Source organism: Nocardia sp. NPDC050710 (genome assembly GCF_040654375.1).
Lineage (GTDB): Bacteria > Actinomycetota > Actinomycetes > Mycobacteriales > Mycobacteriaceae > Nocardia.
In genome coordinates, this window is sequence record NZ_JBFAHV010000028.1 from 23,585 (window position 1) to 40,307 (window position 16,723).

14 protein-coding genes are annotated in these 16,723 nt (G+C 68.6%); 9 read left to right on the forward strand and 5 right to left on the reverse strand.

Annotation, left to right across the window (positions count from 1 at the left end):
• Positions 1-31 precede the first annotated feature (31 nt).
• Complete coding sequence (locus AB0H61_RS33245; protein WP_357311716.1) at positions 32-1,573, reverse strand: MFS transporter; 1,542 nt, start codon at positions 1,571-1,573, stop codon at positions 32-34.
• 87 nt (positions 1,574-1,660) lie between these two features.
• On the opposite strand from AB0H61_RS33245, the gene AB0H61_RS33250 reads away from it, so the two are divergent.
• The 5 genes from AB0H61_RS33250 (at position 1,661) to AB0H61_RS33270 (ending at position 6,510) form a co-directional block, all read left to right on the forward strand.
• Positions 1,661-2,206, forward strand: coding sequence for a TetR/AcrR family transcriptional regulator (locus AB0H61_RS33250; protein WP_357311717.1), 546 nt, complete (start codon positions 1,661-1,663; stop codon positions 2,204-2,206).
• Positions 2,207-2,350: 144 nt separating this feature from the next.
• Entirely contained in the window at positions 2,351-3,142 is a 792-nt protein-coding gene (locus AB0H61_RS33255) for a hypothetical protein (RefSeq protein WP_357311718.1), read from the forward strand.
• Complete coding sequence (locus AB0H61_RS33260) at positions 3,139-4,194, forward strand: DUF4129 domain-containing protein (protein WP_357311719.1); 1,056 nt, start codon at positions 3,139-3,141, stop codon at positions 4,192-4,194. Before AB0H61_RS33255 ends, AB0H61_RS33260 begins: the two co-directional genes overlap by 4 nt.
• A gap of 34 nt (positions 4,195-4,228) precedes the next feature.
• On the forward strand, positions 4,229-5,212 hold the full coding sequence (locus tag AB0H61_RS33265; RefSeq protein ID WP_357311720.1) for a MoxR family ATPase: 984 nt from the start codon (positions 4,229-4,231) through the stop codon (positions 5,210-5,212).
• Positions 5,213-5,214: 2 nt separating this feature from the next.
• Entirely contained in the window at positions 5,215-6,510 is a 1,296-nt protein-coding gene (locus AB0H61_RS33270; protein WP_357311721.1) for a DUF58 domain-containing protein, read from the forward strand.
• A gap of 113 nt (positions 6,511-6,623) precedes the next feature.
• On the opposite strand, the gene AB0H61_RS33275 is transcribed toward AB0H61_RS33270, so the two are convergent.
• Positions 6,624-7,400 (reverse strand): RDD family protein, encoded by a 777-nt coding sequence (locus tag AB0H61_RS33275; protein WP_357311722.1) that lies wholly within the window; start codon positions 7,398-7,400, stop codon positions 6,624-6,626.
• Positions 7,401-7,442: 42 nt separating this feature from the next.
• Between AB0H61_RS33275 and AB0H61_RS33280 the strand changes: the two genes are divergently transcribed.
• Positions 7,443-8,495 carry a stage II sporulation protein M gene (locus tag AB0H61_RS33280; protein ID WP_357311723.1) on the forward strand — a complete coding sequence of 351 codons (1,053 nt, stop codon included), beginning with the start codon at positions 7,443-7,445 and terminating at the stop codon, positions 8,493-8,495.
• A 718-nt stretch (positions 8,496-9,213) separates the two neighbouring features.
• On the opposite strand, the gene AB0H61_RS33285 is transcribed toward AB0H61_RS33280, so the two are convergent.
• Positions 9,214-11,379 (reverse strand): MMPL family transporter, encoded by a 2,166-nt coding sequence (locus AB0H61_RS33285; protein WP_357311724.1) that lies wholly within the window; start codon positions 11,377-11,379, stop codon positions 9,214-9,216.
• Between the two features lie 91 nt (positions 11,380-11,470).
• Here AB0H61_RS33285 and AB0H61_RS33290 point away from each other — a divergent pair, with 91 nt between their 5' ends.
• Positions 11,471-12,136 carry a TetR/AcrR family transcriptional regulator gene (locus tag AB0H61_RS33290; protein WP_357311725.1) on the forward strand — a complete coding sequence of 222 codons (666 nt, stop codon included), beginning with the start codon at positions 11,471-11,473 and terminating at the stop codon, positions 12,134-12,136.
• A gap of 342 nt (positions 12,137-12,478) precedes the next feature.
• On the opposite strand, the gene AB0H61_RS33295 is transcribed toward AB0H61_RS33290, so the two are convergent.
• Positions 12,479-13,873, reverse strand: coding sequence for a hypothetical protein (locus tag AB0H61_RS33295; RefSeq protein WP_357311778.1), 1,395 nt, complete (start codon positions 13,871-13,873; stop codon positions 12,479-12,481).
• Between the two features lie 157 nt (positions 13,874-14,030).
• Here AB0H61_RS33295 and AB0H61_RS33300 point away from each other — a divergent pair, with 157 nt between their 5' ends.
• The gene (locus tag AB0H61_RS33300; RefSeq protein ID WP_357311726.1) at positions 14,031-14,663 is read left to right on the forward strand and encodes a methyltransferase domain-containing protein; all 633 of its coding nucleotides are present in this window, start codon (positions 14,031-14,033) and stop codon (positions 14,661-14,663) included.
• On the opposite strand, the gene AB0H61_RS33305 is transcribed toward AB0H61_RS33300, so the two are convergent.
• A complete protein-coding gene (locus tag AB0H61_RS33305; protein ID WP_357311727.1) occupies positions 14,664-15,431 on the reverse strand; it encodes an SDR family NAD(P)-dependent oxidoreductase in 768 nt (255 codons plus the stop codon). It lies immediately after the preceding gene.
• A 92-nt stretch (positions 15,432-15,523) separates the two neighbouring features.
• Between AB0H61_RS33305 and AB0H61_RS33310 the strand changes: the two genes are divergently transcribed.
• A complete protein-coding gene (locus tag AB0H61_RS33310; RefSeq protein WP_357311728.1) occupies positions 15,524-16,720 on the forward strand; it encodes an NADH:flavin oxidoreductase in 1,197 nt (398 codons plus the stop codon).
• The last annotated feature ends 3 nt before the right edge of the window (positions 16,721-16,723 follow it).

Genomic DNA, 16,723 nt, shown 5'->3' on the forward strand with positions numbered 1-16,723 from the left:
CCGGATGGGATGAGCGCGAACCCGCGGCGACCTATGTTCGTGCGGTGCGCAGCCGGAAGGCGATCACCGCGGCGATCATCAGAACCGATGCGGTGCCGAACGCGGCCAGGTGCATGCCCGACACGAACGACTCGTGCACCGAGGCGAGGAATGCCCGCGCCGCGTGCTCCGGCAGCTCCCGCGCGAATCCGGTGGCGGCCGCGAGGGATTCCGAGGCCGCGCCCGCGTGTTCGCCGGGAATCTGGGACAGGTCGAGCCCATTGCGGAAGATCGCCATGACGACGCTACCGAGCAGTGCGACGCCGAGCGCGATACCGGTCTCGTAGGCGGTTTCGGAGACCGCCGCCGCCGCACCGGCCCGCTCCGCCGGGGCGGAGCTGACGACCAGGTCCGAGGACACCGTCAGCGCGATACCGACACCCGCGCCGAGACACAGGAAGCCGAGAACGAACGGCGTCGTGCTGGTCACGGCGTCCGGGCTCAGCGACAGGAACAGGACCGAGCCGAGGGCCGCGACGGTCAGCGCACCCGCGAGTACCAGGCCGGGCCGCAGGCGCCGCACCAGCCAGGCCGCGGCGAGCGAAGCGAATACGGTCGACGCCAGGCCGGGCAGCAATACCAGACCGGCCTGCATCGGCGTGCGGCCGAGTACCAGCTGCAGGTATTGCGATCCGAAGAACAGCACACCGGCCAGCGCGAAGACCGCGAGCAGGTTGGTCAGCACGGCGGTGCGGAACCCGGGCAGCGCGAACAACTTCAGGTCCAGCATCGGACTGTCCAGGCGACGCTGCCTGCGCACGAACAGCACACCGGCGAGGATGCCCACCGCGCCGATCACGCCCAGACGCGGGTTCGGGCCGTGCGAGGCGACTTCCTTCACTGCGTACACCACCGGCACCAGCGCCAGCATCGATAGCGCCGCGCTCGCCAGGTCGAAGCGACCCGGATTCGGGTCCCGCGATTCCGGGATCAGTACCGGGCCCAGCGCCACCAGCACCAGCATGACCGGCAGGTTCACCAGGAAGACCGAGCCCCACCAGTAGTGCTCGAGCAGCCAGCCGCCCAGCAGCGGACCGGCCGCGGCGCCACCGCCCGCCATTGCGCTCCAGACCGCGATCGCGACGGTGCGCTGACGCGGATCGAGGAACATCGAGCGAATCAGGCCCAGGGTGGCGGGCATCAGGGTCGCACCCGCGATGCCCTGCAGCACGCGGGCCGCGATCAGCATCTCGGGGCTGACCGACCAGGCCGCCACGGCCGAGGCGAGGCCGAATCCGACGGCGCCGATCAGCAGCAGCCTGCGCCTGCCGATCCGGTCGCCCAGATTGCCCATCACCACCAGCAGACCGGCGAGCACGAACGAGTAGACGTCGATGATCCACAGCAGCTGCGGGGTGGTCGGCGCGAGATCGGCGCTGATCGCGGGCACCGCCAGGTCGAGCACCGTGGCGTCGACGGCGAGCAGGAGCAGTGCCAGCGCGAGCACGGCGAGGCCTGCCCAATCGCGCAGGGTGGCACGGGGCGGGGCGGTCGTTTCGAGCCCGGTGGTCCGGGCCTGGGTGGATGAGGTCATAAGTCTTTCTCGACTTTCGTCGCGAGGTTTCTTACCGTCCAGACGGTACAGTAGCAGACTTTACCGTCCAGCCGGTATAGTCGCCGTGTGACCGCAACCACCCGTGACCGCATCCTCGACGCGCTCGAATCCCTGCTACTGGAAAAGGGCATGTCACAGGTGACATTGGAGAATGTGGCCGCGCACGCGGGCGTCTCCAAGGGCGGGCTGCTCTATCACTTCAAGAGCAAGGACGCCCTGCTCGCCGGCCTGGTCCGCCGCCTCACCGAACGCGCCGAACATCAGTTGCAGGACGCGACGACTCGAGGCACCTCGGTATCGGAGTGGTACCTGCAGACGCCCAACCCCGATAACGCCGCGGACGCGGTCGAACTGGCGCTCTACCGCTCCATGCTGGCGACCATGCGCACCATCGACGCGTCCGCCGCGGAAACCGACGACGAGGTGCAGCAGGCGCTCACCGAGATGATGGCGGCCTGGTCGGTCGGTCTGGACGGCGAGATCGAGGACCCCGTGCAGGCCGATATCGTGCGACTGGTCGGCGACGGCGTCTATCTGCGCGCGCTGCTCGGCCTGCCGCCCATCGACCCGGCCAGGTACCGGCGGGTGGTCGACCGGTTGCTCGGCCGCTGACCAGCCGACCCGCCGACCCGCCTGAGCTGCGATACACCGCCAACCGACGCGGCACGCTCTAGACTCGGCCGCGTGTTACCAGCCGCCGAGGCAGGTGCCGTCGGGGCGGGGAAAGATCCGGTACCAGGGTCCCCTGGAACGACGGTGCCGATCCGCCCGCTCACCTTCCGCGAACGGCTCGATGTGCCGTTCGCGCTGATCCAGGCGAATATCACCACCCTGGCCGGGCTGAGCCTGGCCGGGCTGTTCATCGCCGAGACCATTGTCGTCGTACTCACCGCGAGCCTCTCCGGTCTGACCGACGGCTCCGATACCGCGACCTGGTGGGGCGCCATCGGATCGACCGCCGTCTGTGCCTGGTTGCTGCGCTACGCACTGCGCGGGACCACCGTCGCGATCGGGCTGGCGACGGTATCGGGTCACCGCGTCGGCTGGCGCGCCGCGCTGGGCAGGCTGCGGGACCGGGCGCTGCCGCTGCTGGTGTTCCAACTGCTGTTCACCCTCGTGGGGCTCGGGGTGATCGTCGTGAGCTGCGTGCTGATCATCACCGCGCCCGCGGCGCTGCCCTGGCTCGGGTGGCTGCGGGCCAAACGGTTCGTCGCGGTGCCCGCCATATTCGCCGAGCGGATCGGACACGCGCCCGCGGTTCACCGCGCGAAACTGCTTGCCGCGGGCTCGGAATGGTCGATGGCGGGGTTGTGGATGGCTCAGCGCGCACTGTTCGCGCTACTGGCCGTGCCGCTGCTCGGTATCCCGCTATTTCTCGTCGACTTCACCGGAACCCACCGCTGGCCGGTGATCGTGCTGGTCACCTCGGCGGTACTGCTGCTGATCGCCTTCGGCGAGGTCGTCGAGGCGAGTTCGCGCGTCGTGAGCTATGTCGATCTGCGGTGTCGCCGGGAGGGTCTGGACATTCGGATTCCGGAGGCACGGTGAGCGACGAGTTCGAGTTCTGGCGTACTCCGGAGGATCCGGCCGACACCCCGCAGACCCCGCGTCTCGGCCCGGCCGCCGATCACCGGGCCGCGGCCGACAGCGCCGCCGAGCACCGCGACTTCGACCGCGCGCTGCGCGAACGCTTCCGTGCCATGCTGCGCGGGCTGGAGCAGGGCGGGGTGCTGGAGGTCCGGCGCTCCCGGACCGCCGACGAGACGGTGGACGACGCCTCCACCGCGCTGCCGCGGGACCTGGCCGCCGAACTTCAGCCCACCGCGCGTAGTTTCGACGAGGTCGTCTACGGCGGCCGCCGCGCGACCGAGGACGAATACCGCAGGCTGGAGTACGCGGACCGGTTCTCCGATTCCGCCCCACCGCCCAAGCCGGAGCCGCTCGAGGTCGAGGTCGCGGAGACCGCGCCACGCAAGCGACGCGAACTGCCGCCCCTGCCGGAGCTGCTGCGGAATCCGAAGTTCTGGGCCGCGATCATCGGATCCATCGTCGCGGTACTGCTGATGTGGGCGCTGATCCAGGCATTGAGCGCACCGATCGCACCCGCGCCGCCCAAGAATCCGCAGAACTTCCCGCCGGATGACTCCGGCTGCGGCGACCACGGCCCACTGTTCGGCGAGGGCGAGGATTCGATTTTCGAACGGCTGCCCGCGCCGGTCGCCTTCGGCGGATTGCAGTTCCTGATCGCCACCGCACTGCTGGTGTGGTGGCGCGCGCGCCGCCGGGGCGCCCTGGTCGGCGAGCCACGGCCGGTCGAGGTCGCGGCCAACGAGCTGCTGGCGGGCCAGGCCGCGCTGTACCGCAAGTCCAAGGACCACGAGCACGTCGCGGCAAAACTGCGGGCGGCGACCCTGCGGCGGCTGCGCCCGTCACTCGGGGTGGCCGCCGACGCGCCGCCCGATCAGTTGGTCGCCGCCATCGCCGCGCGTACCGGTATCGACGCGACCGCCATCGGCACCGCGCTATACGGTCCGGTGCCCGATGCGAACACTGTGCAACTCGTTGCCGCACAACTCGAGTGGATCGAGGCCAAGGGATGAGGCACGCCCCGAACGGCACATACAGGAGGGCCCGATGACCCAGACCGACACCAACCGCACCCCGACCGCCGAGGAGGCGGGCGCGGCCTTCGGCGCATTGCGCACCGAAATCGGCAAGGCGGTGGTCGGCAACGACAACGCGATCATGTACCTCGTGCTCGCCCTGCTGTGCCGCGGCCACGTGCTGCTCGAAGGTGTGCCCGGGGTGGCCAAGACGCTGCTGGTGCGGGCGCTGGCCACCGCACTGGATCTGGAGCACACCCGGGTCCAGTTCACCCCGGACCTGATGCCGGGTGATGTCACCGGCTCGCAGATCTACGATCCGCATTCGGCCGAGTTCACCTTCCGGCACGGGCCCGTCTTCACCAACCTGCTGCTGGCCGACGAGATCAACCGCACGCCGCCGAAAACCCAATCGGCACTGCTGGAATCGATGGAGGAGCGCCAGGTCTCGGTGGACGGCAAGCCGCGTCCGCTGCCCGATCCGTTCGTGGTGATCGCCACCCAGAATCCGATCGAGCAGGAGGGCACCTATCCGCTGCCGGAGGCGCAGTTGGACCGGTTCCTGTTCAAGGTCGATATCCAATTGCCAGGGCGCGATGACGAATTCCGCATCCTGCAACGCCACGCCGCCGGTTTCGATCCGCGCGATCTGGCCGCGGCCGGACTGCGACCGGTGGCCGGACCGGCCCATATCGCCGCGGGACGCACGGCCATCGCACAGGTGACGATCAGTCCGGAGGTGCTGGCCTACACGGTCGATATCTGCCGGGCCACCCGCAGCTCCCCCGCCGTCCAGCATGGCGCCTCGACCCGCGGCGCGACCGCGCTGATGGCGGCCTCGCGAGCCTTCGCCTGGCTCAACGGGCGCGGATTCGTCACCCCCGATGACGTGAAATTCGTTGCGACAGCGGTGCTCCGGCATCGACTGCACCTGAAGCCGGAGGCCGAGCTGGACGGCGTGACCACCGAGGGTGTCATGTCCGCGCTGCTGCTCTCGGTTCCGGTTCCGGTGTAGCCGTGGTCGTCACCGGTCGGTTGGCCGCCGCCGCGACGGTGGCCGGGGTGGTGGTCGCCGTCGCGTGGTACAGCTGGGTCGGGGTCGCCATCGTCACCGGCCTGCTGTGCGCGGCGGTGCTGTTCGATATGGGATCGGTCGCCCGCGCCAGAGATCTCACTCTCTCGAGGGAGCCCATCACGGTGGTCCGGCTCGGCCGCACCGCGGAGGTCGAGCTCACGGTGGTGAACACCGGAACCAGGATCGCGAGCGGATACCTGTGGGACGACTGGCCCGACAGCGCCCGCACCGGAAACCGCACGCACCGGCTCGCAGTGGCGCCCAATACCAAGGTCCGGCTGCGCACCACGCTGACGCCGACCTATCGCGGCGATCGGGTCGCGGGCCCGGTGACCCTGCGGCTGGTCGGCCCGCTCGGCCTCGCGGGCAGGCAGACCCGGCGCACGGTATCCGCCCGGGTGCGGGCGCTCCCGCCCTTCCGCAGCGAGCGACTGCTGCGCTCGAAAGTGAAACGGCTGCAACATCTCGAGGGCCGCAATGTCGCGAATATGCGCGGCCAGGGCAGTGAGTTCGATTCGTTCCGCGAATACGTCGCGGGTGACGACGTGCGTGCCATCGACTGGCGCGCCACCGCCCGCGCGGCCGACGTGCTGGTGCGCACTTGGCGCCCGGAGCGCAACCGCCATGTGCTGATGCTGCTGGATACCGGCCGGATCAGCGCGGGCAGGGTCGGCGCGGGCACTCGCCTCGACGCGAGTATCGAGGCCGCGCTGCTACTCGGCGGGCTCGCCTCCGCCGCGGGCGATTCGGTGGATCTGCTCGCCTACGACCGGCAGGTACGCACCGAGGTGCGCGGTATCGGCGGAAATCGCCTGCAACTCACCCTGATGCACGCCATGGCGGGGGTAATTCCGGCGCTGGTCGACACCGACAGCGCGGGCCTGGTCCGTGCGGCCCTGCAGCGGGCCCGCCGCCGCAGCCTGGTGGTCTGGTTCACCAGTCTCGACGGTGCCGCCGTCGAGGAGAACCTGCTTCCGGTGCTGCCCGTGCTGGCACAGCGACATCGGGTCCTGATCGTCTCGGTCACCGATCCCGAGATCGCCGCCGCCGCGGCCCGCCGCGACACCCTGGGCGACCTATACGCAGCAGCCGCCGCCGAATCCGTGCTCGCCGAACGCGCACTGGTCCAGGAGTCGCTGCGGCGGCGGGGCATCGCGGTGGTGGCCGCCGCCCCCGACCACCTCCCGGAGGCCCTGGCCGACGAGTATCTGGAGCTGAAACTGTCCGGCACGATGTGACGCGGCCGCGAACGGCCTTGCCCACCGCCGGTTTCCGCGGAGCCCCGCGCAACTGGTCACTGTCGCGCGAGGTCGCGGCGGACCCGCGATCCGCCGGTGCCCGCGCGCGCGGTTCAGCCCGTGCGAACCAGACCCGGCGCCGGTGGCGTCAGTGCCCGCCGCTGGCGTTCCGCGACGATGGCGCCGAGCACCTGCACCGGCGGATACCCCTTGGGCGGCGACGCCCCCAGCCGCGCGCAGACGGCCGTGACGAGTGCGTTGCCGAGCCCCGCCTGGGCGGCGGGCGTCAGGGTGCGGATGCGGGTCAGGTACTGCCGGACGGCGAGCGCCAGATCCTCGGGTATGCCGGAGAGATCCAACCGGGTCACCCAGCCCGCGAGCCACGGCGGCGGCACGACCAGGGCGGGTATCGGCAACGACGCCTGCGCGTGTACGACCACGGTGCCCGCGAGCACATCGCCGACGCGCCGGGCGTTCGGCGAGCATATCGATGTGACGACCGCGACCGCGCCGAAACTCCCGAGCAGCCAGAAGTCGACGATCGCGCCGGACAGGCCACGGGTGAGCGCGTGCCGGAAGTCGACGGGTCCGCCGTCGGCGCGCACCACCCGCAGTCCGAGCGCGAGCTTGCCCAGGGTGCGGCCACGGGTCAGCGTCTCCCAGGTCACCGGGTAGCCGACCAGCACCGCGATAACGATCACCAGGGTGATCGCGTCCACCCAGGCCTCGTCGGGGTCCACCGACAGCAGCACCAGTTCGGTCACGAACAGCAGGATGGTCAGCACCACCAGCTGAGCAAGCACGTCGATGATGAATGCGGTGGCCCGCGTGGGAATCCGGGCGATCGGCAGTTCGAGCGCGACCGCTTCGCCGGTGGTGAATTCAGCCATGTCGATAGCATTCTTTCGACCGGCGGTTAGGGAGGCAACCGAATGGATGTGGACGCTTACAGCTTGGCACACCGGCGGTCCTGGGAGCGGCTGGATCATCTGGCCAAGCGAGGCAAGCTGACCGGCGCCGAGGCCGATGAGCTGATCGTGCTGTACCGCCGGACCTCCCAGCAGCTGGCCCGGCTGCAATCGCACAGTCCGGACCCGCAACTGATCGCGGGGCTGAGCGCATTGTTGACGCGCGCCCGCGGCCGGGTGCTCAGCACCAAGGCCGACGCGTGGGCGGAAGTCGGGCGCTTCTTCACGCACCGCTTCCCCACCGCGATGTACCGGGCCTGGCCCTGGTGGGCGACGGTGGCGGGGCTGTTCATCGCGGTCTCGGCCGGACTGGCGGAATGGGTGCGCGGGTCCGGAACGGCCCGCGACCTCTTCGGTATTCCGAACGACAACCGTGATCTCACCGCACCGGGCGGCCAGTTCGAGACGTACTACACCGAGCATCCGAACGACGCCTTCGCCGCCCAGGTGTGGACCAATAACGCGTGGGTGTCGGCGATCGCCCTGTTCACCGGGGTGTTGATCCTGCCCGTGGTGTACCTGCTGTTCATGAACGCGCTCAATGTCGGGGTCACGGCCGGGTTGATGGCGGAGGCGGGGCGGCTGGATTCGTTCTTCGGTTTCATCCTGCCGCACGGAACCCTGGAGCTGACCGCGGTTTTTGTGGCGGGCGGCGCCGGTATCAAGCTGGGCTGGACGCTCGTCGACCCGGGCAGGCTGAGCAGGCTGGAGGCGGTGGCCAGGCAGGGGCGGGCCACCGCGACCATCGCCCTCGGCCTGGTGGCGGTGCTGTTCGTCTCCGGTCTGCTGGAGGGTTTCGTGACTCCGAGTCCGCTGCCCGCGCCGCTGCGCATCGCGATCGGATTCGCGGCGGAGGCGCTGTTCCTCTTCTACGTGTTCGGCGTCGGCCGCCGGGCGGCGCTGGAGCAGGACGCGGTAGCGATCGTGGGAATCGGAAGAGTATGGGCAGATAACGCCGAGCACACCGTGCGTGAAAGGACTCCGGACAATCGGCAGCAACGCCGAGTCACGGATTGATATCGAGCTCCCCCATTTGAGTTCCGCTGGCCGCAGCGAGTCGTGCTCAGCTGCGGCCAGCGTTACCGTCAACTGTACACAATCGTTATGCCCGTGCAACCCTCCTCGCCGGTGTCAAGCGTATAAAGCAGCGCGCCAGCAAACTCAGGTGAGTGGATGGTTTTTCACTCTTCCAGCTAACTTTTGGCTGACATTCCGGGACCCGATTTCGGGGCATTCCGGAGCCTCGAATCAACGGTCCGGAACATCCGTCGCGGGGATGCACCGAACGGTTCAATCACGCGCCGAACGATTTGCCACCGACCGTTCGGAACTCTCGGTATGCAACCTCCACAGGCCGACTACCTGGGACTTCTCGGCCACTAATCGAGGTAGCTGGACATTGTATGAACAGAAAGCAACTTCAGGTTTGTTTACTGCGTAATAAACCAGAGTTAAGCACGGTCACATGCGCACTGGACATACTCACATTCGGTCAAGATCGGAGATAACCAGTTGCAGAATTGCCGCCACGTACCCACTCGACCGGGCCTCCGTCAGCACCATAACCGCAACCATGTTCGGCCCTGTGATCTTCGCCTCACCGCCCCTTCGCACCGCCCCGAACCGGTCCGAATAACGACCGCGACAAGCGAATAGGCGCCGGTGCGCGCACCCGGAACGCGGGCCCGGCCGGGATTACCAGAATTCCGGCCGGACACTGTGACCTTCGTCGCGATCAGGCCTCGGCGAGCCCGAGCCGGGCATGCACCAGCCGCAGCGGCTGTGGCGCGAACCACGCGGCCCGGCCGAGCAGCCGCATCGCCACCGGCACCAGCACGCCGCGCACCAGCGTCGCGTCGATCAAGATTGCCAACCCCGCACCCAGACCGAAGAACTGGATGAACCGGACATCACTGGTGACGAAGGCGAGGAAGCTGATCGAGATCAGCGCCGCCGCCGTGGTGACCAGGCGGCCGGTGCGAGCCAGCCCCTCGGTGACGGCCACCGTGGTCGAGGCTCCTCGGTCGTGCAATTCCTTGATCCGGCTGATTACGAATACCTCGTAATCCATGGAGAGTCCGAAGGTGATGCAGAACAGCAGCAGCAGCATCGACACGTCCAGCGGCGCCGGGGTGAATCCGAGCAGTCCCGACAGGTGCCCGTCCTGGAAGATGAACACCATCAGCCCCAGCGTGGCGGCCAGGCTCAGCGCATTCGACAGCAATGCCCGCAGCGGCTGCACGATGCTGCCGGTGAACAGGAACAGCAGGACGAAGGTGGTCAATACGATCCACCCGACCGCGATCGGCAACCGATCGCCGATCGAGGCCAGACTGTCGCGCAGTTCCGCGACCTGACCACCGACCAGCGCACCGGTACCGGTCGGTGCCGGCACCGCGCGCACCCGATCGACCAGCTCGCGGGCGGCCGTGGAGTCACGGTCCAGGTCCGTCAGCACGGTCAACCGCTGCGCGTCCGGCCGGGCGAATCGGGCATCGGCGGGCGAGGTGGCCCGCTGTTCGCCTCCGATGAAAGTGCCCACGCTGGAATCGACCTGGGTGACATGCGCCACACGCGAGAGCGCGCTGGCGTAGTCGGCCAGCGGGCCCGCGGCCACACCCGAGGTGGTGACCACCGACAGCGCGTTCACATCGCCGCCGCCGAATTCCGTCCGCATCGCGTCGCCCACCCGGCGCACCTCGGTGCTGGTCGGCAGTACCCGATCGTCGGGGGTGCCGAACTGGACATTCAGCAGCGGCGCCGCGGCCAGTAGCAGCACCACGACCACCGGCACCCCGGCCAGCGCGGGCCTGCGCATCGCGAAATCGGCCACCCCGGCCCAGAACGGCGTCGAATCACCGCGGATCCCGCGCACGCCCGGCACCTTCCACGCGTCGACCCGAGCGCCGAGCACCGCCATCAGCGCGGGCAGCGTGAGCACCGCGGCCAGCGCGGCGATGGCGACGACCCCGATACCCGCGTAGGCGAAGGAGCGCAGGAAGTACTGCGGGAAGATCATCAGCGAGGAGAGAGCCGCGATCACGGTCGCCGCGCTGAACACGATGGTTCGGCCCGCCGTCGATACGGCGGTGGCAACCGACTCGTCCGGTGTCGCACCCGCCGCGCGTCGCTCCCGGAAACGGCTCAGCATGAGCAGGCCGTAGTCGACGGCCAGGCCGAGGCCGAGCGCGGTGGTCAGGTTGACCGCATACACCGAGACGTCGGTGACCGAGCCAAGGACGGACAGCTCGGCGAATGTGCCGAGAACAGCGATGCCGCCGACCACCAGGGTCAGCAGGGCCGCGACCACATTCCCGAAGGCCAGCACCAGCAGCACCATGATCAGCGGTACCGCGATGCCCTCGGCGAGCCCGAGGTCCTTGCCGATCTGCTCGGTGACGGCCCCGAAGGTCGCGGCGTTGCCACCGATCTGGACCTGTGCCGCGGTCCCGTCGGTGCGGTAGGCGTCGACGATCTCCGCGGCCAGGGCATCCTGTTTCGCCGGGTCGGTATCGGCGTTGCCCGCGAGCACCACGGCGGCGGTGCCGTCGGTGGAACGCATCGCCGGGGATCCGGTGTCCCAGTACGAGACCACATTGGCGAGTCTGCTGTCGGCGGCGAGCTTACGCGCGAAGTCGCGGCCGAAGGCGGCGGTGGCCTCCGCGTCGACGCTGCCGTCCTTCGCCCGGATCAGGAACACATAGTCGGTGTCCGCACCGAACTTCTCCGCCAATTGGGTAGTCGCGGCGCTGGATTCGGCGTTCGGATCGTCCTGCCCGCCCGCCTGCATCTTGCTGAAGGCGGTCACGCCGAGCGCGCCGCCCGCGATCAGCGCGAGCACGCTGGCGATGAGAAGCCAGCGTGCCCGGCGGACTACGAATCTGCCGAGTTGTTCGAACATGGCGGGACCTCCGGATGGCGAATGTTTTCACTCGTAAACTTTGTGGGTGTTAACTTGCCACCGGATGTGCTCGGGTGTCAACATCGATGTGATGAAGAATTCCGGAACCGCAGCCGAGAAACCGCCGGAGACCAGCGGAAAGCCGACGCGGGAAGGGCCCTATCACCACGGCGACCTGCGCAATGCCCTGGTGCGAGCGGCCGCCGAGCTGGCTGAAACCGGCGGTCCGGACGCGGTCACCGTGCGCGCGGCGGCGCGGCGGGTCGGGGTAACGCCGACCGCCGCCTACCGGCACTTCACCAACCACGAGCAGTTGCTCGGCGCCGCCCAGGAACGGGCGCAGCAGAGTCTGTTCGGCGCGATGGCCGAGATATTGGAAACCCTCGGTCCGCAGGCGCACGCGATCGCCCGGCTGAATGCGGTGGGCCGGGGCTATATCAACTTCGCAACGCGCGAGCCCGGCCTGTTCCGCACCGCGTTCTGTGGCACCAAGGCCACCGATCCCGGCCCCTCGGGCTCCCCAGCCTTCGACCTGCTGTCCGATGTACTGGATGAGCTGGTCGCCATCGGATACACCGATCCGGCGCATCGGCCGGATGCGGAGCTCGGCGCTTGGTCCGCGGTGCACGGCATGGCCTCATTGATCATCGAGGGTGTGGTGGCCGACCTCGACGAGGAACAGCGTGAAGGCGCGATCCGGCGCATGCTCGCCATGGTGCAGCGCGGGTTGGCCACCGGTCCGAATGCGGGCGGGTAAGAGTGGATCGCACAGTAGTGCACAGAAGCTATGCATAGGCCCTGTGCATAACCCTATAGGCGAGGATGAGGGTGAGGCGCGCTCGCTCCGGATGTCCGAATCCTGCGGATCCACAGCGGTTTCCACACCGCACCCCGTGCGCACACCCGAATCGAAAAAGCGGTTCTACCTGCATCTTCGCGCGAAGAAACGGACTTTCAGGACGCCGCTGCGGACAACCGATGAGGCGCAAGGGCTTTCAATGGTCGTGCGTCGAGTTATCCACAACCTGACCCGAGGCTGTCCCCATGAATCGGGTTATCCACAGAAAACCGCCTGATATCCACAGGCTCCGAGCGGGATTCAGCCGACGCGCAGAATCCCGGTGATCGTGCCCTGGAGCACCCTGCGGCCGGTGGCGATCAGCGCGGAGGTCTGCAGCGGATCAGCCACGATCGTCCCAGGCAGCGGCAGATTCGATATCACCTCACCGGTATCCGGATCCACCACGGTGAAGGCATATCCGTCCAGCGGAGTGGTGATATCCAGACCGACCCGGGTCACCGTGTAGAGATTGCCGTCAGCGGTGGACAGATGCGGTACCGCGGCGCTGCGCACCGTATTCTCCCAGACCGTGTGGCAGCCACTGTCATCCACGTCGACCCGGGTCATGCCACCGACGAACGGCGCGGTGGCCGGCACCGCGGGACCCGCACCCTCCGGCACCGTCGGATACGGGTAGCCGTAGGTGCTCGCCACGAATACCGAGCCTCCGATGCCGATCGGCGAATTCTCGCTGCCCGCACCGCCCTTGGTGAGGACCGATTGCGAGCAGACCGATTCGCCACTGCCGGAACGGAATACCAGCACCTTGACCGGCTCCGCGGCATTGTCGACGATGGTCAGAAATTCCGCGCCGCTGCCCGGCCCGAAATAGGTGGGTGTAGAACCGGTGCCCCAGCTGAGCTGACCGGGCTTGCGTGCCGGACCGCGGTCGTAGGCCGCGCGCCAGAGCCGCTCGGGTCGCCCCGACACGTCGGCCCGGAATTCGTAGAGCGCATGTGTCGTCGCGACGGCGACGCGTCCGCTCGGCGCCGATGAAATGCTGTTGGCCACCTGCTCACCGGCGGGCAGCGTCAGCGTGGCGGTCGCGCCCGCCGGCGTCACCAGGCCGACCACACCATTGCCGGTGGCGAACCAGACATTGCCCGCCCAATCGGGAACCAGTCCGGTGACGTTGTCGCCCACCGGAATCGCCGCCGACAGGTCGGTGCGGTGTTCGATCGTCAGCCGCCACCGGCCGCCCCCATCCCGGCGGTGCGTGACGCGGACGAGCGCACGGTCGCCGTCCACCGCCACCAGCCGGTCGGCATTGTCCAGATAGGCGTACACCCCGCCGAGCAGACTGCCCTTGGCCAGTTCCAGCAAGGCCAGCGAGTGGCCGAGCGGGCCCGGTGCGGCCGGGTCGAGCAGGTGCACCGTCGGGACCTGGCCCGCGATCGCCGTACACAACGCCACCACCAGGCCGTCCGCGCCCTGTAGCAGCGTCGGGCAGGCCGCCGCCAGCGGATAGGAGGACACCGCACGCGGCCCCGCGCCCGGTCCGGCCAGTGGGGTCGCGTCCGATGAACCGGCGTCGCCGTGCATGGTCGAACTGCCGACCGGGCCGAGAGCGGGATTCGGCGGCGCCAGCGGGCCCCACGATCGCGCCGCGTCGGCCGATCCCGCGGATGCGAGGGCCAGGGCACATGCTGCCATCAGCACCAGCGATCGAGTGGCGGTGCGCGGCCGGGCGGTCCGGGGCTTTCGAATCATCGGGGGCCTTCGGGTCGGTGGTGCGTCGTTCGATCAGGTACGGCAGGAACGATATTCACAACTACGGTGCGCCGAATTCGCGGTGGCTACCATGGTCGCCATGAACGGTCTCCGGACACGCGTGCTGTCCACACTGGCGGGTCAGCTCGGCAATCCGCACGGCGTGCTCGGCAAGGGTGTCGCGCTGATCCTCAATCGAGGCAATAAGCAAGCCATCGAGGGCGCGGTAGACGCCGCCGAGGTCACGCCGGGCGCGAATGTCGCCGATATCGGTTTCGGTGGTGGCGCCGGACTGGCGCTGCTGCTGGCAGGTGATGCGGGCACCGTGCACGGCATCGAGATTTCGCGGGATATGCTCGCCAGGGGCCGCTCCCGCTTCGCCCGCGACATCGATTCCGGGCAGCTGCGACTCGCCGAGGGCTCGCTCACCGGACTGCCGCTCGACGACGACAGCCTGGACGCGGCCATCACCGTCAATACCGTGTACTTCGTACCGGAGCTCGATGCCGCCTGCGCCGAACTCGCCCGGGTGGTCCGGCCCGGCGGCCGGTTGGTGATCGGCATCGGTGATCCGGACGCGATGGCGAAAATGCCTTTCACCGCTTACGGATTCACCCTGCGGCCGGTGCCCGAGGTGATTGCCGCGCTCGAGCGCGCGGGGTGCACCGTCGAACACCGGCAGCTCGCGAATCCACCGATCCCGCACCATCTGTTGATCGCCCGACCGGCGTAACTACATCAGGGCGCCGCCGTCGATCCGGATCTCGGTGCCGGTCATATAGCGGCCGTCGTCCGAGGCGACCATGGCGACCACGCCCGCGATGTCCTCCGGGCTACCGAGCGCGCCGTCGTTCAACCAGCCGGTGAGCCGGGAGAACAGGCTGTAGTCGACGCCTTCCGGCTGGTCCAGGATCGACTTGGTGGTAATGCCGCTGGTGATCCCCGCGGGCACGATATTGACCGCGCGCAAGCCCTGCTTGGCGTATTCGAGCGCGATCGCGTGGGTGAAGGCATTCACCCCGCCCTTCGACGCCGCGTAGGCCGCGAGATAGGGCGCGGCGCTGAACGCCGCCGTCGAGGACAGGTTCACCACGACGCCGTGCCCGGAATCCACCAGTGCGGGCAGTGCGCTCTGTGTCATCAGGAAGGTGCCGGTCAGATTCACCGTGATCACCTGGTTCCAGACCTCGAGCGGCATCTCGTGGGTGCGCCCCGGCCGCAGGATGCCCGCCGCGTTCACGAGGACATCCAGGCCGCCGAGGAATTCCAGAGACTCGGCGGTCGCGGCGGCGACCGAGGCCGGATCGGCGATATTCACCTCGACCGTGCGCAGCCGTTCGGCCGCGTCACCGACCTTATCGGCGGTGGCCGCCAGGCCCGGGGCGTCGATATCGGCGGCGACCAGCTGCGCCCCCTCGTCGAGTAGTCGCAGGGCGATGCCCTGTCCGATGCCCGATCCCGCTCCGGTGACCAATACTCGGCGGCCCTCATATCTGCGCATGCCCAAAAGTAGAACAGGTTCTCACAGAGAATCAACCGTTTCCAGACGGCAATTTCCCATCGCCTGTCTGAAACACGTTCTAGTGTGGCCTCATGTCGCAGGACACTCCAGACCCGTTCCGCCCCGCCATGCTGGGGCCGGTGCAGTTGCGCAATCGGATCATCAAGGCGGCCACCTTCGAGGGCCGCACCCCCGACGCGCTGGTCACCGACGAACTCATCGACTTCCACCGCGGAGTCGCCGAAGGCGGCGCGGCGCTGACCACGGTCGCCTACTGCGCGGTCGCCCCCGAGGGCCGCACCGACCGGCACCAGATCTGGATGCGCCCCGACGCGCTGCCCGGACTACAGCGACTCACCGATGCGGTGCATACCGCGGGCGGCGCCGTCTCCGCGCAACTCGGCCACGCCGGTCCGGTCGCGAACGCGGCCTCCAACCGAGTGCCCGCGCTGGCACCGGGGCGGCAGTTCAATCCGCTCGGTATGCGCATTACCCGCGCGGCCACCGAAGCCGATCTGCGCCGCGTCATCGACGCACACGCCACCGCCGCCCGGCTCGCGGTCCAGGCCGGATTCGACGCCGTGGAACTGCATTTCGGCCACAACTACCTGATCAGTTCCTTCCTCAGCCCGCTGCTGAACAAGCGTTCCGACGGCTACGGCGGCAGCCTGGAGAATCGCGCCAGGCTCGCCCGCCAGACCGCCGACGCGGTGCGGCGTGAGGTCGGCGACTCCATCGCGGTGCTCGCGAAATTCAATATGGACGACGGCGTCCGCGGTGGCTTCCGCGGCGAGGAAAGCCTGGCGGTGGCCCGCTGGCTCGCCGAGGACGGCAACCTCGACGCGCTCGAACTCACCGTCGGCAGCTCACTGCTCAACCCCATGTACCTGTTCCGCGGCGACGTTCCGCTGCGCGAATTCGCCGCCCAGTTCCCGCCGCTCCAACGTCTCGGCATTCGGATGATCGGCCGCAAATTCCTGCGCACCTACCCCTACCACGACGCCTACCTACTGGAGGACGCGCTGCGTTTCCGCGCCGAACTCGATATGCCGCTGATCCTGCTCGGCGGCATCGCCTCGCGCGCCGCCATCGACACCGCCATGATGAACGGCTTCGAATTCGTGGCCATGGCACGGGCGCTGCTCTACGACCCGCAGCTGATCAACCAGCTCACCGCCGACGCCGTCCGGACCTCGCCGTGCACCCATTGCAACCTCTGCATGCCCACCATCTACGAGCGCACCCGATGCGTCCTGACCAGCCCCGACACCGCCGCCGCCGTGCGATGAGAC